General features: G+C 70.6%; 23 protein-coding genes and 3 pseudogenes. 15 read left to right on the forward strand and 11 right to left on the reverse strand.

Translation table 11 applies throughout. The features are described from left to right. Positions 1-174 precede the first annotated feature (174 nt). Together mutS and mutL are read left to right on the forward strand one after the other, a co-directional pair. A complete protein-coding gene (gene mutS / locus ACP95_RS02275; RefSeq protein ID WP_049979657.1) occupies positions 175-2859 on the forward strand; it encodes a DNA mismatch repair protein MutS in 2685 nt (894 codons plus the stop codon). Between the two features lie 85 nt (positions 2860-2944). Then, positions 2945-5245, forward strand: coding sequence for a DNA mismatch repair endonuclease MutL (mutL, locus tag ACP95_RS02280; RefSeq protein WP_049979658.1), 2301 nt, complete (start codon positions 2945-2947; stop codon positions 5243-5245). On the opposite strand, the gene coaBC is transcribed toward mutL, so the two are convergent. Continuing rightward, on the reverse strand, positions 5246-6406 hold the full coding sequence (coaBC, locus tag ACP95_RS02285) for a bifunctional phosphopantothenoylcysteine decarboxylase/phosphopantothenate--cysteine ligase CoaBC (protein WP_049979659.1): 1161 nt from the start codon (positions 6404-6406) through the stop codon (positions 5246-5248). It lies immediately after the preceding gene. 55 nt (positions 6407-6461) lie between these two features. Here coaBC and ACP95_RS02290 point away from each other — a divergent pair, with 55 nt between their 5' ends. Then, complete coding sequence (locus ACP95_RS02290) at positions 6462-7226, forward strand: NRDE family protein (protein ID WP_049979660.1); 765 nt, start codon at positions 6462-6464, stop codon at positions 7224-7226. Positions 7227-7277: 51 nt separating this feature from the next. On the opposite strand, the gene ACP95_RS02295 is transcribed toward ACP95_RS02290, so the two are convergent. Continuing rightward, complete coding sequence (locus tag ACP95_RS02295) at positions 7278-7556, reverse strand: hypothetical protein (RefSeq protein ID WP_049979661.1); 279 nt, start codon at positions 7554-7556, stop codon at positions 7278-7280. Positions 7557-7627: 71 nt separating this feature from the next. Further along, positions 7628-8206 carry an RNA 2',3'-cyclic phosphodiesterase gene (thpR, locus tag ACP95_RS02300; RefSeq protein WP_049979662.1) on the reverse strand — a complete coding sequence of 193 codons (579 nt, stop codon included), beginning with the start codon at positions 8204-8206 and terminating at the stop codon, positions 7628-7630. Positions 8207-8287: 81 nt separating this feature from the next. Between thpR and ACP95_RS02305 the strand changes: the two genes are divergently transcribed. Then, entirely contained in the window at positions 8288-9031 is a 744-nt protein-coding gene (locus tag ACP95_RS02305; protein ID WP_049979663.1) for a tetratricopeptide repeat protein, read from the forward strand. Next, positions 9031-9333, forward strand: coding sequence for a DUF424 domain-containing protein (locus ACP95_RS02310; RefSeq protein ID WP_049979664.1), 303 nt, complete (start codon positions 9031-9033; stop codon positions 9331-9333). The genes ACP95_RS02305 and ACP95_RS02310 overlap by 1 nt, the downstream gene beginning before the upstream one ends. A 54-nt stretch (positions 9334-9387) precedes the next feature. Here ACP95_RS02310 and ACP95_RS15115 read toward each other — a convergent pair whose 3' ends face one another. Beyond that, positions 9388-10215, reverse strand: coding sequence for a high-potential iron-sulfur protein (locus tag ACP95_RS15115; protein ID WP_082224541.1), 828 nt, complete (start codon positions 10213-10215; stop codon positions 9388-9390). Positions 10216-10413: 198 nt separating this feature from the next. Here ACP95_RS15115 and ACP95_RS02320 point away from each other — a divergent pair. The 3 genes and pseudogenes from ACP95_RS02320 to ACP95_RS02330 all read left to right on the forward strand — a co-directional run bounded on the left by ACP95_RS02320 (position 10414) and on the right by ACP95_RS02330 (position 12609). Continuing rightward, positions 10414-11687, forward strand: a pseudogene (locus ACP95_RS02320) (aminotransferase class V-fold PLP-dependent enzyme). A 75-nt stretch (positions 11688-11762) separates the two neighbouring features. Continuing rightward, positions 11763-12182, forward strand: a complete 420-nt coding sequence (gene sufU / locus ACP95_RS02325; RefSeq protein ID WP_049979665.1) for a Fe-S cluster assembly sulfur transfer protein SufU — start codon at positions 11763-11765, stop codon at positions 12180-12182. A gap of 85 nt (positions 12183-12267) precedes the next feature. Next, complete coding sequence (locus tag ACP95_RS02330) at positions 12268-12609, forward strand: ArsR/SmtB family transcription factor (RefSeq protein WP_049979666.1); 342 nt, start codon at positions 12268-12270, stop codon at positions 12607-12609. Here ACP95_RS02330 and ACP95_RS02335 read toward each other — a convergent pair. Then, on the reverse strand, positions 12606-13334 hold the full coding sequence (locus ACP95_RS02335) for an RAD55 family ATPase (RefSeq protein WP_049979667.1): 729 nt from the start codon (positions 13332-13334) through the stop codon (positions 12606-12608). The two genes, ACP95_RS02330 and ACP95_RS02335, sit on opposite strands and share 4 nt — an antisense overlap. Before the next feature lie 167 nt (positions 13335-13501). On the opposite strand from ACP95_RS02335, the gene ACP95_RS16245 reads away from it, so the two are divergent. Beyond that, entirely contained in the window at positions 13502-13792 is a 291-nt protein-coding gene (locus ACP95_RS16245; RefSeq protein ID WP_237560383.1) for a hypothetical protein, read from the forward strand. Next, entirely contained in the window at positions 13744-14115 is a 372-nt protein-coding gene (locus ACP95_RS16250) for a HalX domain-containing protein (RefSeq protein WP_237560387.1), read from the forward strand. The genes ACP95_RS16245 and ACP95_RS16250 overlap by 49 nt, the downstream gene beginning before the upstream one ends. Here the strand turns inward: ACP95_RS16250 and ACP95_RS02345 are convergent. Genes ACP95_RS02345 through ACP95_RS02355 form a run of 3 tightly spaced genes read right to left on the reverse strand, consistent with a single transcriptional unit; the run spans position 14112 to position 18063 of the window. Then, a complete protein-coding gene (locus tag ACP95_RS02345; RefSeq protein WP_049979668.1) occupies positions 14112-15545 on the reverse strand; it encodes a DHH family phosphoesterase in 1434 nt (477 codons plus the stop codon). The genes ACP95_RS16250 and ACP95_RS02345 overlap by 4 nt on opposite strands. Positions 15546-15587: 42 nt before the next feature. Then, positions 15588-16868: an MFS transporter gene (locus tag ACP95_RS02350; protein ID WP_082224542.1), complete on the reverse strand. Its 1281-nt coding sequence runs from the start codon at positions 16866-16868 to the stop codon at positions 15588-15590. 7 nt (positions 16869-16875) lie between these two features. Next, on the reverse strand, positions 16876-18063 hold the full coding sequence (locus tag ACP95_RS02355) for an amidohydrolase family protein (RefSeq protein ID WP_049979669.1): 1188 nt from the start codon (positions 18061-18063) through the stop codon (positions 16876-16878). Positions 18064-18475: 412 nt separating this feature from the next. Here ACP95_RS02355 and ACP95_RS15120 point away from each other — a divergent pair, with 412 nt between their 5' ends. The 3 genes and pseudogenes from ACP95_RS15120 to rnhB all read left to right on the forward strand — a co-directional run bounded on the left by ACP95_RS15120 (position 18476) and on the right by rnhB (position 21037). After that, complete coding sequence (locus ACP95_RS15120; RefSeq protein WP_082224543.1) at positions 18476-18784, forward strand: hypothetical protein; 309 nt, start codon at positions 18476-18478, stop codon at positions 18782-18784. Between the two features lie 318 nt (positions 18785-19102). Beyond that, the gene (locus ACP95_RS02365; protein ID WP_049979670.1) at positions 19103-20386 is read left to right on the forward strand and encodes a tRNA pseudouridine(54/55) synthase Pus10; all 1284 of its coding nucleotides are present in this window, start codon (positions 19103-19105) and stop codon (positions 20384-20386) included. After that, positions 20386-21037 (forward strand): annotated as a pseudogene (rnhB, locus tag ACP95_RS02370) (ribonuclease HII). The gene ACP95_RS02365 and the pseudogene rnhB overlap by 1 nt, the downstream one beginning before the upstream one ends. Here the strand turns inward: rnhB and ACP95_RS02375 are convergent. The 3 genes and pseudogenes from ACP95_RS02375 to secF form a co-directional block, all read right to left on the reverse strand. Further along, positions 21034-21300 (reverse strand): hypothetical protein, encoded by a 267-nt coding sequence (locus ACP95_RS02375; RefSeq protein WP_049979671.1) that lies wholly within the window; start codon positions 21298-21300, stop codon positions 21034-21036. The pseudogene rnhB and the gene ACP95_RS02375 overlap by 4 nt on opposite strands. Positions 21301-21341: 41 nt before the next feature. Then, positions 21342-22942, reverse strand: a pseudogene (locus ACP95_RS02380) (preprotein translocase subunit SecD). Beyond that, positions 22942-23811, reverse strand: a complete 870-nt coding sequence (gene secF, locus ACP95_RS02385) for a protein translocase subunit SecF (protein ID WP_049979672.1) — start codon at positions 23809-23811, stop codon at positions 22942-22944. The pseudogene ACP95_RS02380 and the gene secF overlap by 1 nt, the downstream one beginning before the upstream one ends. A 150-nt stretch (positions 23812-23961) precedes the next feature. On the opposite strand from secF, the gene ACP95_RS02390 reads away from it, so the two are divergent. Together ACP95_RS02390 and ACP95_RS02395 are read left to right on the forward strand one after the other, a co-directional pair. Further along, positions 23962-24663, forward strand: coding sequence for an NfeD family protein (locus ACP95_RS02390; RefSeq protein ID WP_154018421.1), 702 nt, complete (start codon positions 23962-23964; stop codon positions 24661-24663). A gap of 73 nt (positions 24664-24736) precedes the next feature. Beyond that, positions 24737-25882: an SPFH domain-containing protein gene (locus ACP95_RS02395; RefSeq protein ID WP_049979674.1), complete on the forward strand. Its 1146-nt coding sequence runs from the start codon at positions 24737-24739 to the stop codon at positions 25880-25882. Positions 25883-25903 lie beyond the last annotated feature (21 nt).

Genomic DNA, 25903 nt, shown 5'->3' on the forward strand with positions numbered 1-25903 from the left:
GTGTCGCGATGCCGACCCGGTTCGGGGTAGGGGCCTTCCGGGACGGCACCGCGGCGGTGCGCGCATCGCCGTGGTCGGCCAGACGTGGCCGGTCACCCACGGCGGTTTATCGGCGCGATTCACGCCCGCCAGCGACCCGCAGGGCTTTAGCCACCGACACACCGAGAGATGGGCATGTCGCAGGGTATCGTCGACGAGTTCCTCTCTCTGAAGGCCGAGACCGACGCGGACCTCCTGCTGATGCAGTGTGGCGACTTCTACGAGTTCTTCGCCGAGGACGCCGAGATCGTCGCCGACGAGCTCGACCTCACGATCTCCCAGAAGTCCTCCCACGGCTCCTCCTACCCGATGGCGGGCGTCCCGCTCTCGGAGCTCACCCCCTACCTGACCGCGCTGGTCGAGCGGGGCTACCGCGTCGCCGTCGCCGACCAGTTCGACGCCGAGGACGGCTCGAAGTACCGCGAGATCACCCGCCTCGCCTCGCCGGGGACGCTCGTCGAGACGACCGACGACGACGCGCAGTATCTCGCGTCGGTCGTCGAGGGGGCCGGGCGCGACGGCCAGTACGGGCTCGCGTTCGCCGACATCACTACGGGCAGGTTCCTCGTCACGGCCGTCGACGGCGCCGACGCCGCGAGCGCCGAGCTCTACCGCTTCGCGCCGACCGAACTGCTCCCCGGCCCCGAGGTGCGGAACGACGACGCCCTCCTCTCGCGCCTGAAGGAGCGCCTCGACGCCACCCACACGCTCCGCCCGAGCGACGAGTTCGGGCCGGGTCGGGCGCGCCACCGCGTCCGGGAGCGCTTCGGCGAGTCCACCCTCGAGAGCATCGGGCTCGACGAGGACTCGCCCGCGGTGCAGGCCGCGGGCGCCGTCCTCGCGTACGTCGACGACACCGGGCTCGGCGTCGGAGCGGCGATGAGCCGGCTCCAGCGCTACCGCCCGGACGACCACCTCGACCTCGACGCGACCACCCAGCGCAACCTCGAACTGGTCGAGACGATGCAGGGCGGGAGCGAGGGGTCGCTGTTCGACACGATCGACGCCACCGTCTCCTCGCCCGGCCGGCGGCTGCTCCGGGAGTGGCTCACCCGGCCGCGCCGGGACCGCGAGCTGCTGGCGCGCCGTCACGACGCCGTCGAAGCGCTCGCCAGCGCGGCGCTCGCCCGCGAGGCGCTGCGGGACTGTCTCGACGACGCCTACGACCTCGAACGGCTCGCTTCCCGAGCCGCCTCCGGCTCCGCCGACGCCGGCGACCTGCTCGCGGTGACGCAGACGCTGGCCGTGCTGCCGGCGCTCGAGGACGCCATCGACGGCACCGCGCTGGCGGACTCGCCGCTGCCGGACGTGCTCGAGAAGCCGGACCGCGAGGCTGCCGCCGCCCTCCGGGAGGAACTCGACGCGGCGCTCCGCGAGGAGCCGCCCAAGACGGTCACGCAGGGCGGGATCTTCCGCGAGGGGTACGACGACGAACTCGACGAGCTGATCGAGCGCCACGAGGAGCTGGAGGCGTTCCTCGACGGGCTCGCCGACCGCGAGAAGCAGCGACACGGGCTCTCCCACGTCACCGTCGACCGCAACAAGACCGACGGCTACTACATCCAGGTCGGCAAGAGCGTCGCCGACCAGGTGCCCGAACAGTACCGCGAGGTGAAGACGCTCAAGAACTCAAAGCGGTTCGTCACCGAGGAACTGGAGGAGAAGGAACGGGAGATCATGCGCGTCGAGGAGGCCCGCGGCGACCTCGAGTACGAGCTGTTCGAGCAGCTCCGCGAGCGCGTCGCCGACCGCGCCGAACTCCTGCAGGACGCCGGCCGCGCGATCGCCGAGGTCGACGCGCTGGCCTCGCTCGCCGACCACGCCGCGCGCAACGACTGGACCCGGCCCGAACTCACCGACGGCGACGCGCTGCACGTCGAGGCCGGCCGCCACCCCGTCGTCGAGACGACGACGGAGTTCGTCCCCAACGACCTCCACCTCGACAGGGAGCGGCGGTTCCTGATCGTCACGGGCCCGAACATGAGCGGGAAGTCGACGTACATGCGCCAGGCGGCGCTGATCACGCTGCTCGCCCAGGCCGGGAGCTTCGTCCCCGCGGACGCGGCCGAGGTCGGCCTCGTCGACGGCATCTACACCCGCGTCGGCGCGCTGGACGAACTCGCCCAGGGTCGCTCGACGTTCATGGTCGAGATGCAGGAGCTCTCGAACATCCTCCACTCCGCCACCGAGGACTCGCTGGTGATCCTCGACGAGGTCGGCCGCGGGACGGCGACGTACGACGGCATCTCGATCGCGTGGGCCGCCACGGAGTACCTCCACAACGAGGTGCGGGCGAAGACGCTGTTCGCGACCCACTACCACGAGCTCACGACGCTCGCGGACCACCTCGACGGCGTCGCGAACGTCCACGTCGCCGTCGACGGCGAGCCCGGCGAGGAGAACGACGTAACCTTCCTCCGCACGGTGCAGGACGGGGCGACCGACCGCTCCTACGGGATCCACGTCGCGGATCTCGCGGGCGTCCCCGGCCCCGTGGTCGACCGCGCGGGCGGCGTGCTCGACCGCCTGCGCGAGGACAAAGCCATCGAGGCCCGCGGCTCGGGCGGCGACGGCGGGACGAAACAGGCGGTGTTCGACCTGAGTTCGGGCAGCTTCGCCGGCGGCGCCGAGTCCCGGGAGTCGGCCGACCGCGCGGACGCCGTCGGCGACGGCGGCGGGGCGAGCGTCGATCACGAACCGGCCGTCGACCCCGAGGCCGCCGACGTGCTCGAAGAACTCGACGACGTGAACGTCGCGGAGCTCTCGCCGATCGAGCTCATGCAGCGCGTCCAGGAGTGGCAGTCCCGGCTGGAGGACTGAGCCCGAGCGCATCGTTCTTTGCGACGCGGCCTGTGGGTCCGCGCATGCACCGAGCGCAGCACGCCGACGGGAGGGGGCGCTGAGTATGGCCGACCCGCGCGACGGCGACGGGCCGAGCATCGCCGCGCTCGACGAGGAGACCGTCCAGCGGATCGCCGCCGGCGAGGTGGTCGAGCGCCCCGCCTCCGTGGTGAAGGAGCTGGTCGAGAACGCCATCGACGCCGACGCCTCCCGCGTGTCGGTCGCGGTCGACCGCGGCGGGAAGGACGGCGTCCGCGTCCGGGACGACGGCGTCGGGATGACCGCCGAGGAGCTCGACCTCGCGGTCCGGGACCACCACACCTCGAAGATCGGCGACATCGGCGACCTCGAGGCCGGCGTGGGCACGCTCGGCTTCCGGGGCGAGGCCCTCGCGGCCATCGGTGCCGTCTCGCGGCTCACCGTTCGCTCGAAACCCCGCGGCGGCGAGATGGGCCACGAGCTCACCGTCGAGGGCGGCGACATCGGCGAGCCCGAGCCCGCCGGCTGTCCCGAGGGGACCGTCGTCGAGGTCGACGACCTGTTCCACAACGTGCCCGCCCGACGGAAGTTCCTCAAAACCGACGCCACGGAGTTCGACCACGTCAACACCGTCGCGACGCAGTACGCGCTGGCGAACCCCGGCGTCGCCGTCTCGCTGGAGCACGACGACCGCGAGGTGTTCGCGACCGACGGCACGGGGAACCGGCGCTCGACGGTGCTGTCGGTGTACGGCCGCGAGGTCGCGGAGTCGATGGTCGACGTGGAGTGGACCGCGGCGGGGGGCGACGCCGCCGTCCAGTCCGTCCGGGGGCTCGTCTCCCACCCCGAGACCACCCGCGCGGGCCGGGAGTACCTCTCGACGTTCGTCAACGACCGCTACGTCACCGCGTCGACGCTCCGGGAGGCGGTGCTCGACGCCTACGGCGGCCAACTCGCGCCGGATCGCTACCCGTTCGCGGTGCTGTTCGTCGAGCTCGACCCCGCCACCGTCGACGTTAACGTCCACCCCCGGAAGCTGGAGGTGCGCTTCGACGACGAGGCGGGCGTGAAGGAGGCGGTCACCGAGGCCGTCGAGGAGGCGCTGCTCGGGGAGGGGCTGATCCGCAGCTCCGCGCCCCGCGGGCGCTCGCAGGCCGAGGAGACGCCGGTCCGTCCCGGAACCGACGACGAGACGGCGGTCGGCGGCGCCGACACGCGCCACGAGGCGGCAAGCGGCGTCGCCGACCGACGCGCCGAGCGAAGCGGCTGCGTCCGGAAGCGCTCGGGGCTCGACGGGGCGGACGAGTCGGCCGCCGAGGCGTCGACGGCGGACGCCGCCGACGCCGGCGTCAGAGACGATGCCGGTTCCACCTCGACCGACCTCGACGACTGGGGCGAGGACGCGGCCCCTGAGGCGACCGATCCGCAGGCCGGAGACGACGGTACCGACGACTGGTCGGTCGACCTCTCCGGCGGGTCGAGCGCGTCGTCGCCGACGGGCGAGGAGTCGTCGACGGAGGGGTCGGCGACGCAGGAGTCGGCGACTGGCGGCGGACTCGGGGGCGCGGAACCGGGCAGTCCGGAGCGCGACGACCGCACGCCGGACTCCGCACGCGGCGGCGCCACCGACTACGAGGCCGACCCAGCCTCGGAGGCCGACCCGGCGCCCACGACCGGCTCCCGGGACGCGGCCGCGGACCGCGAGCGCTCGTTCTCGACGGCGACCCAGCGGGCGCTGGGCGGCGGCAGCGCGGAGGCCGGCGGCGAGTTCGACTCGCTGCCGACGCTGCGGGTGCTCGGGCAGTTACAGGACACCTACGTCGTCGCCGAGACCGACGACGGGCTGGTGTTGATCGACCAGCACGCCGCCGACGAGCGCGTGAACTACGAGCGCCTCCAGCGCGAGTTCGCCGACGGGATGGCGAGCCAGGCGCTGGCGACGCCGGTCGAGCTGGAGCTCACCGCCCGGGAGGCCGAGCTGTTCGCGAGCCACGCCGACGCGCTGGCGGAGATCGGGTTCGAGGCCGAGCCCGCGGCGGAGCGAACGGTGGAAGTCACTGCGGTGCCGGCGGTGTTCGACGCGACGCTCGACCCCGAACTGCTGCGCGACGTGCTCTCGTCGTTCGTCGCCGACGGCGACGGCGAGGCGGCGGTCGACGACGCCGTCGACGAGCTACTCGGCGATCTCGCGTGCTACCCGTCGGTGACGGGGAACACCTCGCTCACCGAGGGCTCGGTGAGCGAGCTGCTGTCGGCGCTGGACGACTGCGAGAACCCGTACGCCTGCCCGCACGGTCGGCCGGTGATCGTCGAGATCGCCGGCGAGGAGATCGGCGAGCGGTTCGAGCGCGACTACCCCGGTCATGGGGACCGGCGACGCGAGTAATCAGTCGCCGAGAACCTCGGCCAACTGCTCGGCGACCACCGCTCCCAACTCCGGCTTGCTGCCCGTGAACTCCGAGTACCCCTCGCCGCGAACCAGCAGCGCCCGGGTCTCGTCGTCGCCCATCACGCCCGCGTCGTTGGCGACGACGAAGGCGAGCCCGGCGCGGTCGAGGATCCGCCGCGCCTCGCCGGCGAGTTGCTCGTCGCTGGCGCCGGTCTCGGCCTTGAAGCCGACGATGGGGAGCTCCGGGTGGGCGTCGCGGACCGAGTCGATCAGCTTCGGCGTCGGGGTCAGCGTCAGCGTGCGCTCCTCGCCGGACTTGATCTTCGAGTCGGCGGCGTCGACGGTGAAGTCCGAGATCGCCGCGGCCGAGACCAGCGCGTCGGCGCCGTCGTCGGCCGCCGCGAGCACGGCGTCGCGCATCGCCGCCGCCCGCTCGGCCCGCCGCACGTCGGCGTAGGGCACGTCGTCGCCGTCGTGGACCAACGTCACGTCGGCGCCGCGGACGTAGCAGGCTTTGGCGACCGCGCGGCCCGTTTTCCCCGACGCGCGGTTCGTGATGGTGCGGATCGGGTCGATCGGCTCGCTGGTCGCGCCCGCGGTGACGACGACGTGCTCGCCGGCGAGCGAGTGGGGGGTCGTCGCCCGGGCGACTTCGGTGACGATGGCCTCCTCCGTGGCGATCTTGGCCTTCCCCTCCTCGATCCGGGGGTCGACGAACTCGACGCCCCAGGACTCGACGCGCTCGATCGCGTCGAGCACGCCCGGGTGGTCGTACATCGGCTCGTGCATCGCGGGGGCGACGACGACCGGCACGTCGGCGCCGATCGCGGTCGTCGCGGTCGTCGTCACCGGCGAGTCGTCGACGGCGGCGGCGACCTTCCCGACGGTGTTTGCGGTACAGGGCGCGATCAGGAGCACGTCGGCCCAGCCGTCGCGGCCGCAGAGCTCGACGTGCTCGACGCGCCCGGTGAGCTCGGTGACCGGCTCGTAGCCCGTCGCGAACTCCACCGCCCACGGGTGGACGATCCCCTGCGCGCTCTCGGTCAGCACGCCGCGGACCGCAGCCCCCTGTCGGCGGAGCTCGTGGGCGAGCTCCACGACTTTCACCGCGGCGATGCTGCCGGTGACCCCGAGCGCGACGTTGACGCCTTCGAGCATCGACCGTCCGGTCGAACGCCGCGGGCTTAAACACCCGCCGCGCGTACTCGACCCCGTGTGTACGCTGACGCTCGCCTGGCAGGTGTTCGAGGACGCGCCCGTCGCGGTCGCCGCGAACCGCGACGAGCAGCGTGATCGTCCCTCCGAGTCGCCGGCGCTGATCGAGGAGGAGCCGGCCGTCGTCGCCCCCCGGGACGCGAAAGCCGGGGGGACGTGGCAGGGGTACAACGAGTCGGGGCTGTTCGTCGGCGTGACGAACCGCTGGACCGACGCCGAGCTCGCGGGCGAGCGCTCGCGCGGACTGCTCGTCCGCGACGCGCTCCGGGAGCCCTCGGCGGAGGACGCCGTCCGAACGGTCGAGCACGCCGTCGAGGAGCACGAGTACGCCGGGTTCAACCTCGTGCTCGCCGACGAGAACGCCGCGTTCCTGCTGGAGTGGGACGGCCGCCTGCTGGTCCGCCAGCTGGAGCCGGGCGTCCACGTCGTCGTCAACGTCGGCGCCAGCGACGCGCCGGCGATCCCGGCCTCCGCCGCCGAGCGCGGGCGGGAGCAGGCCGAGGACGCCGCCGCGGTCCGGACCGCGCTGCTCCCCGAGCCCGACGAGGAGCCCGACGCGTGGCTCGACCGCGCGGCGTCGGTGCTCGGCGACCACGAGTTCGGCGTCTGCGTCCACGAGAACGGCTACGGCACCGTTTCGGCGTCGCTCATCGCGCTCGGCGGCGGCGATGACGGGTTCGCCGCCGACGACGTGCGGTTCGAGTTCGCCGACGGCCCGCCCTGCGAGACGGCGTTCGAACCGGTGGACGCGACGCTGGAGTGAGCGGCGCGACCCCGGACTGAAAAACCCGAAGAAACGGACCGAAACCGCGTGTTAGCGTCGGATGGCCGCGCCGGCGACCGCACCGACGGCGACGCCGGCCGCGAACCCCGCGGCGGCGACGCGGCGGCGCCGGGCGGCCACCTCGGCGGGGAAGTACTCCTCGGTCAGGTCGAGCGTCCGCTCGGCGAGCCGGTGGCGCGCCGCCGCGGCCTCGTCGCTCTCGGCCGCGCGGGCCCGGAGCGCCGCGAACCGCGCCCGGAGCTGTTCGGTCGTGAGGTCGGCGTCGACGGCTCGGCCGCCCGCGTACTGCTGAATCTGGCTGAGTTCCATACACTGTCTTCGCCCGGAGACGAGATAACTGTTGCGTGGCGAAGGTCAGAAGTTGCCACGGTCGAGGTCGCTCAGAGCGGGAACCGCGCGATCGTCTCGTGCTCGGCGCGGTCGTCGTCGAGGATCGATCGCTTCAGCCGGAGCTCCTCGGCGGTGAAGCGGCCGACGGTAGGGTCCGTGTTCCGGAGCCGGTCCTGGACGAGCTCCTTCCCACGGGCGTCGTCCATCCGGGCGAGCGTGACGTGGGGCGTGAACTCGTTGTCCGCCTCGGCGAACCCCCGATCGGTGGTCTCGGTTTCCAGTGCGTCGGCGAGATCGTGGAGCCCGGCCGCGCCGTCGCGGACGCCGGCCCAGACCACCGAGATGTACTCCTCGGAGGGGAACGCGCCGAGGCCGCCGACCTCGACCTCGAACGGCGACAGGTCGGCGGCGTCGACGGCGGCGGCGCCGGCGACTTTCGCGTCGTCGACGGTCGGTTCGTCGCCCCCCGTCTCGTCCGGGGTCGGCGTGTCCCCCAGGAACTTCATCGTCAGGTGGGCCTGCGCGGGGTCGGTGAGGCGGAGCCCCTCGGCGTCGGCGAGGTCGTCCTGGAGCGCGGCGAACGGCTCGCGGAGCGCCTCGGGGAGGTCGATCGCGAAGAACAGGCGCATACGCGGCGGCAGGTGCCGGCGCGACTAAGCGTTGGTGCCGGACGCGTAACCCTTACCCCCGACGGCCGCAAATCACGGGTAATGAGTGATAACCCCCGTGAGGACCGAGACCACCAGTTCTCGGAGGGGCAGGGGCTCCCCGACGAGTTCGAGGAGTTCGACATCGACCCGCCGGAGCTGAAAGTCGACCCCGACCAGGTCGACCCCGTGGACAGCCGGGTGCTGTCGGACCTGCTCGACGAGCGCTCGATCCCGAAAGACGAGGTCGACACCGACCAGCTCATCGACGTCGGCGTCTCCTACACGCAGATCAACCGCTTCGAGGAGGCGACCGAGACGTTCGAGCGCGCCGCCAACTTCGCCGAGGACCCGCTGAAGGAGCAGGAGGCCTGGGTGAACAAGGGCGCCGCCCACGCCGAACTCGAGGAGTACGACGCGGCGATCGGCGCGTACAAGGAGGCCATCGACATCGACGACGACTCCGAGCACGCCGCCACCGCCGAGACGAACCTCGCCTACGCGCTCTGGGAGTTCGGCCAGAGCGAGGAGGCGCTGCGCCACGCCGAGAACGCCGTCGAGATCGACCCGCGGTTCGCGCAGGCCTGGTACAACCGCGGCTTCTTCATGCTCGAACGCGGGCTCGCGGAGGACGCCGTCGACTGCTTCGAGAACGCCCAGCGGCTCGGCATGTCCAACCCCGAACTGCTCGAGGAGAAGGTCCGCGCGCTCGAGGAGGTCGGCCGCGAGGAGGAGGCCGAGGAGGTGCGCCAGCGCGCCGAGGAGCTGCGCGAGGAGGCCGAGCAGCGGATGGTCGACGAGCACTGATGCTGCTGCGCGAACGGGAGACCGAACGCGGGCTGCTCGTCTCGGTCTGTGACGCCGACCTGCTGGGCCGAACGTTCGAGAACGGGGAGGTGTCGATCACGGTCGAGGAGTCGTTCTACGGCGGCGACAGCGCCGTCGAGGCCGACGCCGACGCCGTCATCGACGGCCTGCGGCGCGCGTCGGTCGCGAACCTCGTCGGCGAGGAGTGCGTCGGCGTCGCCGTCGACGCGGGCATCATCGACGAGGGGGCGGTGCTGGAGATCGGCGAGACCCGCCACGCTCAGTTACTGCAAATCCAGTAGCGGGGTCCCGAACGACACGTCCGACCGAGACGCCGCGCCCGGGGGCACCGACGCTCAGAGTTGGGCGCTGACCTGCTCCCAGATCGCACACCAGTCCTCGGTCGCGACGTACCCCTCGACCTTCGCACAGGCGCCCCAGCCGTCGCCGTTCTTGTCCGGGATGTACTGCGAACAGTTCCCGCAGGACTGGCCGGGGCGGGCGACCTCGTCCGCGATAGCGTCGACGGACTCCATCACCTGCACGTCCTCCTGGCTCAGGAGCTCGTCGGGGTCGCGCGTTACGCCGACCTGTGAGTCCGCAGTCCGGTACTCTTCTGGAACGTCGGCGGTCGCGAGGTCGGCCTCGTCCATCCCCTCCGGCACCGCTGGCTCGGGGAGGGACTCGTAGATCGTACACCAGGCCGCGCCGTCGATGTACCCTTCGACCTCGGCGCAGGCGCCGAACTCGTCGCCGTTCTTGTCCGGGATGAAGTCGCCGCAGTTCGCACAGCACCTCCCCGGTTGGTGGGCCTCGTTCTCCAGTGCCGCCTCGTAGTCGGAGAAGGCGACGTCGGCTTGGGCGTTCAGGTTCTCGGGGTCGCGCTGCTCGTTCGCGAGCGACGTCGCCGACAGGTACACGTCCGGGACCGGCCCGTTGACGAACTCCTCCTCGGAGACGCCCGCTGGGCGGTCCTCGTCGCCGTTCGCCGTCTCCGTCGGCGGCTCGGTATCGGTTGGGGGTTCTGTATCGGTATCCGTCGGCGGCTCCGTCGTCTCGGTGCCGTCACCCGTCCCTCCGCAGCCGCTCAACGCGGCGACGCCGACGGTGGCTACGAGGTAGTGCCGCCGCGTCCACATGTCGTAGATCGACGCGCTCTCGTCCGACTGTTCTCGCTGTGACATTTCGATCCGACTTTGCGAGGGTCACGGATAATTAAGCGGAGCTTTCTGAACCCGTTGGCTTGGCTGGTGTTACGGTCGTCGCGGGTGACGAGAAGGGATCGCCGGCAGGAATCGCCCGCTGCGGCGCGGTTCGGCCGGTGTGACAGCGTCCCACCCCCTACCGAAGGGGTGTTACTTCTCCAGCCCCTGGTTCCAGTAATGCCTGTATCCGACGCCGCCGGCCTCGACGTCGAGGCGATCCGGGAGGACTTCCCGATCCTCGACCGGCAGATCGGGGGCGACGTGACCGTCCCCGGCCCCGACGCGGAGGACGACACGCCGCTGTACTACCTCGACAACGCCGCGACCAGCCACACGCCGCGGCAGGTCGTCGAGGCGATGACCGAGTACTACTACGAGTACAACTCCAACGTCCACCGCGGCATCCACAGCCTGAGCCAGGAGGCGTCGGTCGCCTACGAGGAGGCCCACGACCGCGTCGCCGAGTTCGTCGGCGCCGACGGCCGCGAGGAGATCGTGTTCACCAAGAACACCACCGAGGCGTTCAACCTGATCGCCTACACCTGGGGGCTGACCGAACTCGAACCCGGGGAGAACGTCGTCACCACGCAGATGGAGCACCACGCCTCGCTGGTGACGTGGCAGCAGCTCTGTGAGAAGCAGGGCGCGGAGCTCCGCTACGTCGAGATCGACGACGACGGCCGCCTCGACATGGACGACCTCCGAGCGAAAGTCGACGACGACACCGCGATGGTCAGCGCGGTCCACGTCTCGAACACGCTCGGCACGGTCAACCCCGTGGCGGAGATCACCGAGATCGCCCACGAGCACGGCGCGCTCTCCTTCGTCGACGGCGCGCAGGCGGTCCCTACCCGCCCCGTCGACGTGGGCGCCATCGACGCCGACTTCTACGCCTTCTCGGGCCACAAGATGCTCGGCCCGACGGGGATCGGCGTGCTGTACGGGAAGGAGCGGCTGCTCGAGGAGCTGCCGCCGTTCCTCGTCGGCGGCGCGATGATCCGCCGCGTCGAGTTCGAAGGGGCGACGTGGGAGGACCTGCCCTGGAAGTTCGAGGCCGGCACGCCGCCGATCGCCGAGGCCGTCGGTCTCACCGCGGCGATCGACTACCTCGAGGACGTGGGGATGGACGCCATCGAACGCCACGAGTCCGAACTCGCGCGCTACGCCTACGACCGGCTCTCGGAGTTCGACGATATCGAGATCTACGGCCCTCGCGAGGCCGCGGCGGGTTAGTCGGGTTCAACCTCGACGGCGTCCACGCCCACGACCTCTCCTCGATCCTCGACGACCACGGCGTCGCGGTCCGGGCGGGCGACCACTGCACCCAGCCGCTCCACGACGTGCTGGGCGTGCCCGCCTCCACGCGCGCCTCGTTCTACCTCTACAACACCCGCGAGGAGATCGACGAGCTGATCGACGCCGTCGACACGGCGCGGGAACTGTTCGCCTAACCCGGCGTCGGGGCGCCAGTGACGCCCGGGTGCGGGCCCGGAACCCTTTTCCGGTGAAACCGCCTGTTTCGAGCCATGAGTGGCTCGGACATGTACCGCCAGCAGATCCTCGATCACTACAAGAACCCGCGCAACTACGGGGAGATGCAGGAGCCGGACTTCTCGCACGTGGGCGAGAACCCCTCCTGTGGCGACACGATCAAGGTCGACGTGAAGCTGGCCGACGACGACGAGACCATCGAGGAGGTCTCCTTCACCGGCGACGGCTGCGCCATCTCCCAGGCCGCGGCGTCGCTGCTGACGAAGGAGCTGCCCGGCAACAGTATCGAGGAGCTGCAGGCGATGGACACCGACGACATCACCGAGATGCTCGGCGTCGAGATCTCGCCGATGCGGATCAAGTGTGCCGTGCTGGCCCGACAGGTCGCCCAGGACGGCGCGAAGCTGTACCGCGGCGAGCTCGACGAGAAGGAGCGCACGATCACCGAAGAGTAGCCGTTATCGGAACTGATTCTGGCCGGTCGCCGACGGTCCAGTGTGGCGGTACGTTTTTGGAACACCGTCTCATCTGCGATAACGAATGGCCTCGGACGAGATCCTCGAGGTGCTCGGGAACAAGTACAACCCGGAGATCCTCGAAGCGGCGAGCGAGCCGAAATCCGCACAGGAGCTCTCGGACCAGCTCGACGTGCCGATCGCGACCTGCTACCGCCGCATCGACGAGCTGACCGAGGCGGACCTGCTGGAGCTACACGACCGCCCGCTGTCGGAGGAGCACCGCCGCATCAAGGTGTACCGTCGCTGCATCGACGAGATCTCGATCGACTTCCGTGAGGGGCTCAGCGTCGAACTCGAGCAGCGCTCGGACGTGACCAACAAGCTCGACGAGGTGTGGCGCCGGATGTCCCAGGGGCAGAGCTAGAACCCCGGCCGCTCCTCGCTGCCCATCATCGAGAAGCCGCCGGCCCGCTCGTACACCGTGATCCCGCCCTGGCCGATCTCCATCGGGAAGATGTCGGTGTTGATGTCCTGTTTGCGCATCTTCGCGACCCAGATGTAGCGGTTCACGCCGTTGTCCGTCGGCGTCTGGATGAAGTAGATGTTGCCGTCGGTGAGGAAGTTCTCCAGCCCGATCTCGGTCTCGGGGAACACCGCCCCCTGCTCGTTGATCAGCAGCGAGGTGAGCCCGTTCTTCTTGAGGATGTCCGAGAACTTCAGCAGGTAGGTGCGCTTCTCGGTCTCGTCGTCGAAGAAGAGGCTGAACATCGTCAGCGAGTCGAGCACCAGCCGGTCGTACGTGGTGCCGGCGAAATCCTGGAGCAGGCGGTCGATCGCGGTGTTGAAGTCCTCCTCCCGGAGCATCGTCGACTTGTCGTACACCTTGATGTCGCCGTCGTCGACGAGCTCGCCCCACTCCTCGAAGCCGACCGACTCCGCGGCCTGCTGGATGTCCTCGGCGTTCTCCTCGAAGGAGATGTAGATCCCCCGCTCGTCGAACTCCCTGACGCCGTTGTACAGGTACTGGATGCCGAAGATGCTCTTCCCGGTTCCGGGGTTCCCGCTGACCAACACCGTCGAGTCATCGACGATACCGCCGTTGAGAATCGCGTCGAGACCGTCGACCCCGGTCTCGGTAACGTCGACCATGAGTAGCGTGACGTAGCGGCGCGGGGGGAATTAAGCCCACCGGGTCGGTCACCGTTCTCCCGGCGGTCCCGGGGGCGATCTGCCCCGAAACCGCCTGGAGGGCGGCGCGGGCTCGCCGAACCGTGGTGACGGTACAGTTAACTGTTGGCGGCCGAACTGTAGCCACCATGAGCGAGGCGGGGTCCGATTCGGGGCAGACAGGCCGAACCGACGAGCGGGGGGACGCGGCCCGGGTGTTGATCGTGGAGGACGAGCCCGACGTGGCCGAACTCTACCGCAACACCGTCGAGGCGGAGGGGTACGACGTCGACGTCGCGAACAGCGTCGGCGCCGGCGCGACCGCCTCTCCGCCGCGTACGACATCGCGCTGCTGGACCGGCGGCTCCCGGACGGCCACGGCGAGGAGCTGCTGGCGACGATCCGGGACCGCGAGCTCGACATCCGGGTCGGGATGGTGACCGCGGTCGAGCCCGACTTCGACATCGTGGAGATGGGGTTCGACCTCTACGTGCTCAAGCCACTCTCCCAGCGCGAACTCGTCGACGCCGTCGACCGCCTCGGCAGCCGGAGCGAGTACGACGACCGGCTCCAGCGAACGGCGGCGCTGGCCTCCAAGCGGGCGACGCTCGAGGCGGAGAAACCCCGTGAGGCGCTGGAGCGCAGCGAGCGCTACCAGGAGCTGACCGACGAGCTGGCGGAACTGGACGCCGAACTCGAACGGCTCACCGAGCAGTTCGACACCCAGGACTACCGCCGGCTGTTCGAGGATATCGGCGTCTAGTCCACCTGATCGCCGACGATCCGGTCGGCCTCCTCGACGAACGCGTCCCGTTTCTCCCGGGGGATCGTCGCCCCCGCCGCCACGTCGTGGCCGCCGCCGCCCCCGCCGACCGCTGCCGCGGCCTCCGACATCACGACCGAGAGATCCAGCCCGTCGCGAACGAGGAACCCGCTCCCCCGCGCCGACACTTTGAGCTCCTCGTCGTTCTCCTGGGCGAACGCGACGATCGGCTGATCGCGCCGGACGCCCTCCGCGCCCAGCGCCATCCCGGCGATGATGCCGACGATGGTCTCGCGGATCCGGGTGCCGGCGTCGAACCACTGGAGGTTGTCGGCCTGCTCGACGCCCTCGGTCTTCACCCACTCCAGCCCCTCCGAGAGGTTCCGGCGGTGGGTGCGGAGCAGCGTCCGCGCCTCCTCGAGCGCCTCGCCGCGGTAGCCCAAACACACTGCCAGCCCCACGTCTGCCCGTTCGTAGCGGGCGGTCGCGTTCAGCACCGTCGAGAACTCGCTCACGTCCCGGAGCTCGGTGCCGACCTCCTCCGCCGAGAGCGTGTACGTCGTCGTCGTCACGCCGTTGACGCGCTCCGGGGGGACGCCCCGCGAGATGGCGTGCTGCATCAGCGCGCTGGCGACGGTCTGTCTCTCCTCGAAGGAGAGATCCACCCAGCGCCGCCAGTCGCCGTCGACTTTGAGGTCGATGTCCAGCTCCGAGAGGAAGCGGATCGCACCCTCCTCGTCGCCGGAGATCCCGGGGATCCGGAGCTCGCTCGCGTACTCGAGCAGCTTCGGGAGGGGGCGGGTCTGCCGGCCGTACAGCGAGATGTCCGTCACCTCCTCGATGGCGCCGGCGTCGACGCCCTCGGCGACGATCCCCTCGTTGGCGCCCAGCAGCCCGCCGTCGGTGTCCTGCATGTCGCCGACGGCGCCGACGACCGCCAGCGCCGCGAGATCGCGGTTGTCGACGCCCTCGCGCTCCATCGCGCGGGCGAGCACGTACGTCGCCCCCGCGCCGGAGAGCTCCGACGCGCCGTCGATCCCGAACAGAAGCGGGTTGAGGTGGTGCTCGATCTCGGGCGGCTCCGCACCCTCTTCTGCGGTCGCCGGCTGGTGGTGGTCGGCGACGACGGCGTCGAACGCGCCGGCGCGGTGGTGGGGGAGGATCTCGTCGAGCTGACCGCTGCCGAAGTCCGTGAACAGCGCGACCTCGTGGTCGGTCGCGGCGATGCGCTCGATCGCGTCGGCGTCCAGCTGCTTCTCGAACGTCGTCTCGAAGGGGATCCCCGCCCGCTCCAGCGCGGTGGCGGCGATGGCGCCGCTGGTGAGGCCGTCGGCGTCGATGTGGGAGGCCAACACCACGGAGTCGGCGGCCAGCACCCGCTCGGCGCAGGCGTCGGCGCGGTCGGCCATCGCGGGGACGGGGTCGCTCATCGCTCTGGTCGAACTGGGGGCGGCTTCCGGTAAAAAATCTCGTTAGTCGTTCGGGACGACCTCGGGCGACCGGATCGTCTCGGGGTCGCCGTCGAGCGTCGCGAGCACCATCGCCGCCGTCAGCACGGCGAGGCCGGCACAGACGAGGTACTCGACCTGCATGCCGACGACGGAGGCGACCGGTAGCGCCACGAGCGGCCCGATCGTCGAGCCGAGGTCGCCGAACACGTTGTAGACGCCGCCGAGCTTCCCCACGTCGCCGCCGGGGGCGATGTCGCCGAGGTACGCCATCAGCGGCGGCCCCGTGCCGCCGACGCCGATCCCCACGAGCGCGACACCGACGACCGTGCTCTCGACGCTGGGGACGAGCGCGAGCAGCGCGAAGCCGGCCGCGAGCAGCCCCAGCGCCGGGATCACGGTGTACGTCCGCGAGGGCAGCGTGTCGGAGAGGCGCCCGACCACGAGCGTCGTCACCGACATCGCGAGCACGGAGATCGCCATCACGATCCCGCTGACGCCCGTCGACGCCAGGGCGCCGAGCCCGATGTCGAACTCCCGGGTGTACAGCACGACCGTCGAGAGCAGAATCCCCGCGTACAGCAGGCGCACCGCGAAGTTCGTGGCGCCGATGCCGAGCACCCGGGCGTCGGCGCGAACGACCGCCGGGAGGTCGCGCAGGCGCGTCGTCGCCGACGCGCTCCCCTCGACGTTGGGGAGGACGACGAACGCGACGAACGCCGCGAACAGCCCCAGCCCGCCGGCGACGGCGAACGCCTCGCTGTAGCCGTAGAGATCCGTCAGGATCCCACCGAGGACCAGCCCCGCGGGGAAGCCGAGGCTCTGCCCGCCGCGCATGTACCCCACCCACTTCCCGCGGTTCTTCGCGGTCGTGACGTGGGTGACGGTGGAGAACGCGCCGACGAACACGAACGCCGAGCCGACGCCCCACAGCGCCCGCGAGAGGAAGAAGATCGCGGCGCTGGACAGCGGGATCGGCCCCGGATCGAGCGCGATCACGTAGCCGAACGGCACCATCCCCTGCACGAGCAGGCCGAGCAGCATCGGGCGGCGGGTGCCGAGGCGGTCGAGCACCTGCCCCGCCGGCGTGTTCAGCAGCAGGCGCGTGAACCGGTTGACCGAGAGGATCAGCCCGACGACGAACGCGGAGATGCCGAGCACCGTCCCCAGCGCCGGCAGCGTGGGGAACGCGACGCCGCCGCCGACGCCGCCGAAGAACACGCCGGCGATCACCGCGCCGACGACGACCGGCACGCTGGGCTCCTCGTCGTCGATCGCGGGGCTCGTGAGGGTGGGGAGCTGCACGGTCGCGCTACCAGGCGTACTCCTCGCGCGGGTCCGTCGCGTCGGCCTCGCGATCGAACACGTGCTCGCCGTCGACGAACACGTGCTGGGTCCGGCTGTCGACCCGCCAGAACTCGCCGTCCCAGACCGCCACGTCGGCGTCGGTGCCCGGCTCGAGCGTGCCGACGCGGTCCTCGATGCCCAGGATCTCCGCGGCGTTGACCGTCACGGCGTCGAGGGCGGCCTCCGGCGGGAACCCCTCGCGAACCGCGAGCCCGACGCAGACGTCGAGATGCTGCTGGGGCAGGATCGGCGCGTCGGTCTGGATCGCGACTTTCACGCCGGCGTCGTGGAGGATCCCCGGCGTCTCGAAGGTGATGTTGCGGAGCTCGTACTTCGTCGCCGAGGAGATCGACGGGCCGACGACGGCCGGCACGTCGCGCTCGACGAACTCCTCGGCCATCACGTGGCCCTCGGTCGCGTGCTCGATCGAGAGATCGTCGATGCCGAACTCGTCGGCGATCCGGAACACGGTCCGGATGTCGTCGGCGCGGTGGGCGTGGACTCGGAGCGGGAGGTCGCCGGTGAGCACCCGCGAGAGGTTCTCCATCCCGAGGTCGCGCTCGAACTCGTCGTCCTCGTCGGCGTTGGCCTTCCGGTCGAGGTAGTCCTCGGCGGCCATGAACTGCTCGCGGAGCGTGGCGGCGACGCCCGGCCGGGTGGAGGGCTGGCGCCCCTCGCGCTCGCCGTGGAACCGCTTGGGGTTCTCGCCCATCGCGGCCTTCATCCCGTCCTCCCTGATCAGCATCTCGTCGGCGCGGTCGCCGTAGGTCTTCATCGAGACGATCACGCCGCCGATGACGTTGCCGCTGCCCATGCGGCTGGAGACGCTGGTGACCCCGTTCTGGAACGCGTGTTTGAGCTCCTCGTCGCGCGGGTGGAACCCGTCGAGCGCGTTGACGTGTGGCGTCGTCGCCGACGTGCCCTCGTTGAAGTCGCCGTCCTCGGGCTCGCCCCACTCCGCCATCCCGGCGTGGGAGTGGGCGTCGACGAGCCCCGGCGTGACGTGGGCGCCGTCGACGTCGATCTCCTCTGCGTCGGCCGGCACGTCGACGTCGCCCACGTCGACGATCTCCCCGCCCTCGATCAGTACGTCGCCCTCGACTGTTCCGCGTTCGGTCTGGGTGTGCACGACCCCGTTCCGGATGGCTCGCATACTCGCGAGTAGCAGCGGTGGGACAAATGATTTCGGTTCGAAGCACGCCCGGCCGCGGCGCGGGGCTGGCGTCTCGCCGTGCGAGGGATTAACACCCCCGGAGTAGAGTTAAGTGCCACCGCGTCAGAGCAACTGACAGGTCGAACGATGCGCCTCCCGACATCCCTCCCGATGCTCGCAGGGCTCAATAGCTCTGCGCTCGGGTCTACCGGAGCGGACCGGTTCGGGTACGTCGGGATTATTGCATCCGTACGTCCGCAGGTTCGTTCCGGTCGGCTCGCAGCGTGAATCCGTTCACGGCGGCCCGGTCGGTGCGAACCTGCACTCTCCTGGAGCCGTCTGTTCACGCTGTGGGCCAACTCCCACGGGAGCTGGTCCCCCCAGCACGTTCGAGTCGTGGTGGGAGCATGCGATGAGCACCAAAAGCTCCGACGGGTCGGCGGTTCGCCGCCAGCCCGTCGGCGTGGACTGTACAGTCAGCGTCCCGCGCAACGCCGCCGGCGACCTCGAGACCGGCGTCCGCGACCGCCTCGGCGGCGCCGACGGCGTCGACGCGGTCGAGGAGGTCGACCTGCAGGGCATCCGGCCCGGCCTGAACGACCTGACGGTCACGGTCTCGGCGTCGCTCGTCGTCGACGACGGCGCCGAGACGGCCGCCCGGCTGGAGGACCGCTTCGGCGTCAGCGAGGTCGAGGTAGAGTTACGCACGGGGCCGCCCTAGCCAGTCACGGCGCGTGACCTGCGGCGACCTCCGTGTCGCCGCGACGGAACTTGATGCCGTGACTGTGCGTAGCCAACAACGGCGCGTGACCAACCGCCGCCTCCGTGCGGCGGTTACGGAACCTACGCCGTGACTGTGTATAGCCAACTACGGCACGTGACCAACCGCCGCCTCAACCACTCGCCGCCGGCACTCGTCCCCGCCGGCGAACGAGCCCTCCGTCTACGGGGCCGCCGACGCGGCCTCGATTCTTCGACCCACCAGCCGCGCCGCCGGGGAAGGGCAAGGTAGTTACCCGTTCCGCCCCCGACTCCCGCCATGAGCGTACTGGAGGACGCCCGCGCCGTGCTCGCGGTCGACGGGGTCTGCGACGCCTGTCTGGGCCGCGTGTTCGCCGACCGGAGCCACGGCCTCACCAACCGCGACCGGGGGCGGGCGCTGCGCACCGTCGTCGGCCTCGAGGACGACGAGCCGCCGGAGTACGTCGACCCCGACGGCTGCTGGGTCTGCGAGGGCCGCTGTGGCGAGTTCGACGAGTGGGCCGAGCGCGCCGCCGCCGCGGTCGAGGACGTGGAGTTCGAGAGCTACCAGGTCGGCACCCGCCCGCCGGCGCTGATCGAGGAGAACGAGCGCATGCTCCGGGAGGACGCCGGGCTCGACACCGACGCCGGCGAGCGGTTCAAGAGCGAGTTCAACCGCGAGGTCGGCAAGCGCGTCGGCCGGCTCACCGACACCGAGGTCGACTTCGAGCGCCCGGACGTGCAGTTCCTGCTCGACCTCGAGGACGACGCCGTCGAGGCGCAGGTGAACTCCGCGTTCGTCTACGGCCGCTACCGGAAGCTGGAGCGGGGGATCCCGCAGACGAAGTGGCCCTGCTCGGCCTGCAACGGCAGCGGGCGACAGGGCCGGGAGCCCTGCGAGGAGTGTGACGGGCTCGGCTACCGCTACCCCGAGAGCGTCGAACAGCTCACCGCGCCCGTCGTCGAGGACGTGATGGACGGCGTGGGGGCGACGTTCCACGGCGCCGGCCGCGAGGACGTCGACGCCCGGATGCTCGGCACCGGCCGGCCGTTCGTCATCGAGGTCGAGGAGCCCCGCCGGCGCGTCGTCGACACCGACCGCCTGCAGTCGGACATCAACGCGTTCGCCGAGGGGAAAGTCGAGGTCGAGGGGCTGCGGCTCGCGACCCACGAGATGGTCGAGCGCGTGAAGCGCCACGACGCCTCGAAGCGCTACCGCGCCGAGATCGCGTTCGACGAGGACGTGGACGCCGAGGCGTTCACTGAGGCGCTCGCGGAACTCGACGGCGCGACGATCGAGCAGGAGACGCCCAACCGCGTCGACCACCGCCGGGCGAGCAAGGTCCGGACCCGCGACGTGTACGAGATCGAGGGCGAGCTCGCGGACGCCCGAAGCGCGACCGTCGAGATCCACGGCGCCGGCGGGCTGTACATCAAGGAGCTAATCTCCAGCGACGAGGGTCGCACCACCCCCTCGCTCGCGGGCCTGCTCGACGTCGGCGCCGAGGTGACCGCGCTGGACGTGCTCCGGGTCGAGGGCGAGTCGGAACCGTTCGAGAACGCGTCGTACTTCCGGGACTGATGCGCGTCGGCGCCGACGAGGCCGGGAAGGGCCCCGCGCTGGGCCCGCTGGTCGCCGGCGCGGTCAGAGCCGACCCCGACGATCTCCCGTCGGGGCTCGACGACTCGAAGAAGCTCTCCGCCGCGCGCCGGGAGGAACTCGCCGCTGCCCTCCGCGAGCACCCCGAGATATCGGTCGCCACGGCAGCCGTCTCGCCCGCACGCATCGACGCTCCCGAGACCGACATGAACACGCTGGGCGTCGCCGCGCAGGCCGACGCCGTCGCCGCGGTCGCGGCGGGGGGGCGACGACGTGGTCGCCGACGCCGCCGACACCGACGCGTCGCGGTTCGGCCGCCGGCTCCGGGACGCGGTGGCCGAGTCCGGCACCGAGGTCGCGGTCACCGCCGAGCACGGCGCCGACGAGAGACACGCGGTCGTCTCGGCGGCGAGCGTCGTCGCGAAGGTCGAGCGCGACCGCCGGATGGCCGCGATCGACGCGGAGTACGACCGCGAGGTGGGCAGCGGCTACCCCTCGGACCCGACGACGAGAACGTTCCTCGCCGACTACGTCGACGAGCACGGCGAGCTCCCCGACTGCGCGCGGGCGACGTGGTCGACCTGCGAGGACGTTCTCGCGAGCGCGGAACAGTCCGGGCTGAGCGACTTCTAACGGAACGGCGGGAGCTCCCAGGCGTACGCGCCGAGCGCGAGCAGCGCGCCGACCCACGCGACGAGGACGACGACCAGCGGCGCCCCCAGCACCAGCAGCACGCCCGCGAGCGCCGGGAGCGCGAAGAACCCCAGCAGCAGGCCGCCGCCGAGCTGGGCGAGCGCCCGGACGGCGCCGCGGATCTCCGCGCGGACCGCCTCGCGGATCGCTCGCTGGGTCGCTGGATCGACCTCGTCGTCCGACTCGTCGGGCGGGGAGGGCATGCGCTCAGGTTCGAGCGGCGGCGAGAAAAGCGTTCGGCGGCTCAGTGCTCGCCGGTCAGCAGCGAGCGCAGGATGTCGCCGTAGGCGGGTCGCGTCACCAGCACCCCGACGAGCACGCCGAGGATGGTGAAGATCGCGAACCCGCGGAGCTGGCCGAGCGAGAGCACCGCCAGCGGCGACAGCGCGAGATCGTCGTCGCCGCCGCGGCGCCGATCACCCAGAACGCCTTGCGGAAGCGGCTCTGGAACACGCGCTGGCTGGTCACTTCACCCTCGCTCATCACCTCGTCGGCGATGATGATCAGGTCGTCAACCCCGGTCCCGATCGCGGCGACGAAGCCGGCGATCACCGAGAGGTCGATCGGGTAGCCGATCGCGGCGGCGGCGCCCATCAGGATCACCACCTCCGAGAGCGCGGTGACGATCATCGGCCCCGCGACCTCGACGCGCCGGTAGCGGGCGAACACCACGCCGCTCACGGCGAGCACCGCGGCGATCCCCGCGATCAGCGAGTCGGTCTTGAACCGGTCGGACTGCGAGGGGTCGACGTACAGCATCGAGTTCTGGTCGAGGTCGAGCTCGGTCGGGAGCGCGCCGGCGCGGAGGTTGATCGCGACCTCCTGCGCCGTCGAGAGGTTGCCGGTCGTCAGGCGGTACTGCGGGTCGTCCGCCCACTCACCGTTTCGCATCGGCCGGGCGAGCCCCTCGTCGACGCCGAAGGAGCGTACCACCTGGCCGTCTTGGACGAGGAAGAGGCAGGGCGCGCTTTCGTTGGGGTTCTCCGGGTCGCACCGATCCGTGCCGCCCTCCTGTGCGAGGCCGGTGTCGACGAAGCGCTGCTGGACGTCCTCGGCCGCGTCGTCCCTGACGACGACGCCGACCTCGGCGCCCTGCCCGCCCTCGATCTGTCGGGCGTTGCCGACCTGTCGGAGGTCCTCGGAGTCCATCACGGTGGTCCGGACGTACGTCCCGTTCTCGTTCTGGTGGTACGCCTGGATCAGCACCTGGCCGCGGGACTCGATCAGGTCACGCACCGCGGTCTGGTTGGCGTTGGGCACCTCGACGACGATCACGTCGCCGCCGACGACCCGGACGGTCCCGCCGGAGAGGCCGGCCTCGTTGACCTTCTGTCTGAGCACCGTGACCGCCGTCTGCTGGGTGATGTCAGAGACGCGGTTGTACGTGTCGTCGGCCTCGTACCCGGCCTCGTTCAGCGCGGTTTCGAGCTGTGCGGCGGTGACGTTCTCCGTCCGCACCTCGACGACGGTCGTCTGCTGGACGGTGTCGCCGTACTCGCCGGGGTAGCGGACGGCGACGTCCTGTGCGCTCGCGTTCTCGAGCCCGGCCGCGACCTCGGAGCGCAGCGTCGCCGTCTCGGTCCCCTCCGGGACGTCGACGCCCGTGGCGTGGACGCCGACTAGCGGCGCCTGGATCCGCGTGCCGCCGGAGAGCTCGAGGCCGTACTGCAGGTTCGTCATCCCGGTGTCCGCCGCCGTCCCGTTGGCCGTCGACCCCGGCGTGTTGGTGCTCGGCGCCGTCGTCGGCGAGAACAGCGCGAACACGCTCGCGAGCACGATCACGACCAGCAGTACGACCCGCCAGTTCTCCTTGACGCTGGCCCACGTGCCGCCTTCGTCGGCCATTATCGGTTCACCCCCTCGAACTTCCACCAGCGGAGCAGCGACATGTTGAGCATGTAGGTGTTCAGCAGGTCGGTCGCGAGGCCGAAGACGAGGATGAGGCCGATCGAGGAGAGCAGCCCGATCCCGAACGCGGTCGCGACGATCGTCATCACGATCATCGCGGCGATCGAGGTCAGCGTCATCGTGATCCCGGTCTCCATCGCGCGGTAGGCCGACTCGTAGAAGCTCCCCTGCCGCCGGAGCACGTGGTTGTTGAGCAGGATGTCGGAGTCGACGGAGTAGCCGATGATCATCAGCAGCGCGGCGACGGAGCCGAGCGTGAGCTGGATCCCCAGCACGTTCATCAGCGCCAGCGGCACCACCACGTCGGAGAACGCCGACACCACGACGGCGATGCTCGGCACGAACGTCCGGAACATCGCGAACACGAGCACGCTCATCCCGGCGAAGGCGACGGCGATGCCGCCGATCGCCTGGGTCTGTGCCTCGCTCCCGAAGCTGGGCGACGTTGAGTCGATCGACTCGACGCCGAAGCCGGCGTCCTCGGCCTGGCTCTCCAGCTGTTCGCTGTTCGCCTCCGTGCCGAAGCTGACGATGTAGATGTCGCTCCCGGCGACCGGCTGGATCCCCGCCGGTTCGGCCGTGAACGCCTCACGGATCTGCTGCTCGGCGTTCGGTCCGTCGACCTGGAGCCGCATCTCGGTGCCGCCGGTGAACTCCATGCCGGGATCGACCGGCGCGCCGGTCGTGAGCCAGACGCCGCCGATGATCAGGAGGGCCACCGCCAGCACCGCCAGCGGCACCGCCACCAGCTGTCGGTTCGAGTACTCGGCGTAGTCCACCTCCGGGAGCCCGAAGGGGAGGTCCACGCTGGGCACTCACCTCACCTCCCGGACGAACTGATTCATACCGCCGAGTTCCCCACGCGTGCCGAATAAGCCTTCTCTTACCGTTCGCGCCCGGGCGTCGATGTGGCACGGAGCCAACGTTGATACGTCACGGGGTCTATGACTAGCACGATGCTGCTCCAGTCAGGGCTGCTCGGCCCGGAGACGCTCCCCCTGCTGCTGGTCGCGGCGGGGATCGCGCTGTCGATCGCGGAGGCGTTGGCGCCGGGTGCCCACTTCGTCGTCGTCGGCGTCTCGCTGCTCGGGGCGGGGCTCGTCGGCCTGCTGCTCGGCCCAGCGGCGACGCCGTTCGTGCTCGCCGGGCTCGTGCTCCTGATCGGGATCGTCACGCTGTACGGCTACCGCGAACTCGACATCTACGGCGGGAAGGGCCAGGCCCAGACCAGCTCCTCGAGCGACCTGAAGGGCCAGACCGCCCGCGTCACCTCGCGGGTCACCCCGCGGGAGGGCGAGGTGAAGATCGACAACGGCGGCTTCAACCCGTACTACTCCGCCCGCACGATCGAGGGCGAGATCCCCGAGGGCGAGGAGGTGATGGTCGTCGACCCCGGCGGCGGCAACGTCGTCACCGTCGAGTCGCTGGGGACGATCGAGGGGAGCCTCGACCGCGAACTCGAGCGCGCCCGCGCCGAGAACGCCCGCAAGGAGGCCGCGGAGGAACGCCCCGACGACGTCGCCGAGGACGCCGAAGGCGACGACGACGCTCAGTCGACCGACGAGGCCTCGACCGGCGACGACTCCGGCTGGACCTCCCGGCCGGACGCGGCCTCAGACGACGAGGAGGAGTCCGAGCGCGAGACCGAGACGAACTGAGCCGGCCCGACGCCGCCGCCTGGTGGTTTTTTCGCGGGAAACTATTAAGCCACCAACACCCCAACCCCGGGTTATGGTACTCGCACCACTGCAGTTCGCCGGCGCCGTCACGGGCGTCGTCGGGCTGCTGTTCCTCTTCGTCGTCATCGCCGCGGTGTGGCAGGCCGTGGAGATCGTCGACGCGACAGAGAAGAAAGCCCTCACCGTGTTCGGGGAGTACCGCAAGCTCCTCGAGCCGGGTATCAACTTCATCCCGCCCTTTGTCTCCCAGACCCACGCGTTCGACATGCGGACGCAGACGCTCGACGTGCCCCGCCAGGAGGCGATCACGCGGGACAACTCCCCGGTCACCGCCGACGCCGTCGTCTACATCAAGGTGATGGACGCACGGAAGGCGTACCTCGAAGTCGACGACTACAAGACCGCCGTCTCCAACCTCGCCCAGACGACCCTCCGTGCGGTGCTGGGCGACATGGAGCTCGACGACACGCTGAACAAGCGCCAGGAGATCAACGCTCGGATCCGGAAGGAGCTCGACGAGCCCACCGACGAGTGGGGGATCCGCGTCGAGTCCGTCGAGGTCCGCGAGGTCAACCCCTCGAAGGACGTCCAGCAGGCGATGGAGCAGCAGACCTCCGCCGAGCGCCGCCGCCGCGCCATGATCCTCGAGGCGCAGGGGGAGCGACGCTCCGCCGTCGAGGAGGCCGAGGGGGAGAAGCAGTCCAACATCATCCGCGCCCAGGGGGAGAAGCAGTCCCAGATCCTCGAGGCGCAGGGTGACGCCATCTCGACCGTGCTCCGCGCGAAATCCGCCGAATCGATGGGCGAGCGCGCGATCATCGACAAGGGGATGGAGACGCTGGAGAACATCGGGCAGGGCGACTCCTCGACGTTCATCATGCCCCAGGAGCTCACCTCGCTGGTCGGCCGCTACGGCCAGCACCTGACTGGGAGCGACACCAAGACCAAGGAGAGCCTCAACTCGCTGGACTTCGACGAGGAGACCCGAGAGATGCTGGGGCTCGACGACATCGAGAACATCCTCGGCCAGATCGACGAGGCCGCCGAACTCGACACCGAGGCGATGGAGGAGGAGGCCGAGAAGATCATGTCCGGCGACACCGAGCCCGACATTCAGTCGGCCGACGACGTGGTCGCCGACGCCGACGAGTCCGAGTTCGTCGACGACGCCGAAGTCGAGACCGAGGAGTCGAGCTAACGCCGCCGCCACCCGATCTTT

This window comes from Halolamina rubra, from assembly GCF_000739555.1.
GTDB classification, from domain to species: Archaea; Halobacteriota; Halobacteria; order Halobacteriales; family Haloferacaceae; genus Halolamina; species Halolamina rubra.

Excerpts from the sequence above, each read along its gene's own strand:
- ACP95_RS02365 (WP_049979670.1), top strand. The coding sequence starts at position 19,103 with ATGAGCGTACTGGAGGACGCCCGCGCCGTGCTCGCGGTCGACGGGGTC.
- coaBC (WP_049979659.1), bottom strand. The coding sequence starts at position 6,406 with ATGCTCGAAGGCGTCAACGTCGCGCTCGGGGTCACCGGCAGCATCGCC.
- ACP95_RS02335 (WP_049979667.1), bottom strand. The coding sequence starts at position 13,334 with ATGGTCGACGTTACCGAGACCGGGGTCGACGGTCTCGACGCGATTCTC.
- ACP95_RS02375 (WP_049979671.1), bottom strand. The coding sequence starts at position 21,300 with ATGCCCTCCCCGCCCGACGAGTCGGACGACGAGGTCGATCCAGCGACC.
- ACP95_RS02345 (WP_049979668.1), bottom strand. The coding sequence starts at position 15,545 with ATGAGCGACCCCGTCCCCGCGATGGCCGACCGCGCCGACGCCTGCGCC.
- ACP95_RS02305 (WP_049979663.1), top strand. The coding sequence starts at position 8,288 with ATGAGTGATAACCCCCGTGAGGACCGAGACCACCAGTTCTCGGAGGGG.
- ACP95_RS02390 (WP_154018421.1), top strand. The coding sequence starts at position 23,962 with ATGCTGCTCCAGTCAGGGCTGCTCGGCCCGGAGACGCTCCCCCTGCTG.
- mutL (WP_049979658.1), top strand. The coding sequence starts at position 2,945 with ATGGCCGACCCGCGCGACGGCGACGGGCCGAGCATCGCCGCGCTCGAC.
- ACP95_RS15115 (WP_082224541.1), bottom strand. The coding sequence starts at position 10,215 with ATGTCACAGCGAGAACAGTCGGACGAGAGCGCGTCGATCTACGACATG.
- mutS (WP_049979657.1), top strand. The coding sequence starts at position 175 with ATGTCGCAGGGTATCGTCGACGAGTTCCTCTCTCTGAAGGCCGAGACC.
- ACP95_RS02295 (WP_049979661.1), bottom strand. The coding sequence starts at position 7,556 with ATGGAACTCAGCCAGATTCAGCAGTACGCGGGCGGCCGAGCCGTCGAC.
- ACP95_RS02395 (WP_049979674.1), top strand. The coding sequence starts at position 24,737 with ATGGTACTCGCACCACTGCAGTTCGCCGGCGCCGTCACGGGCGTCGTC.
- ACP95_RS02310 (WP_049979664.1), top strand. The coding sequence starts at position 9,031 with ATGCTGCTGCGCGAACGGGAGACCGAACGCGGGCTGCTCGTCTCGGTC.
- thpR (WP_049979662.1), bottom strand. The coding sequence starts at position 8,206 with ATGCGCCTGTTCTTCGCGATCGACCTCCCCGAGGCGCTCCGCGAGCCG.
- ACP95_RS16245 (WP_237560383.1), top strand. The coding sequence starts at position 13,502 with ATGAGCGAGGCGGGGTCCGATTCGGGGCAGACAGGCCGAACCGACGAG.
- ACP95_RS02330 (WP_049979666.1), top strand. The coding sequence starts at position 12,268 with ATGGCCTCGGACGAGATCCTCGAGGTGCTCGGGAACAAGTACAACCCG.
- ACP95_RS15120 (WP_082224543.1), top strand. The coding sequence starts at position 18,476 with ATGAGCACCAAAAGCTCCGACGGGTCGGCGGTTCGCCGCCAGCCCGTC.
- sufU (WP_049979665.1), top strand. The coding sequence starts at position 11,763 with ATGAGTGGCTCGGACATGTACCGCCAGCAGATCCTCGATCACTACAAG.
- ACP95_RS02355 (WP_049979669.1), bottom strand. The coding sequence starts at position 18,063 with ATGCGAGCCATCCGGAACGGGGTCGTGCACACCCAGACCGAACGCGGA.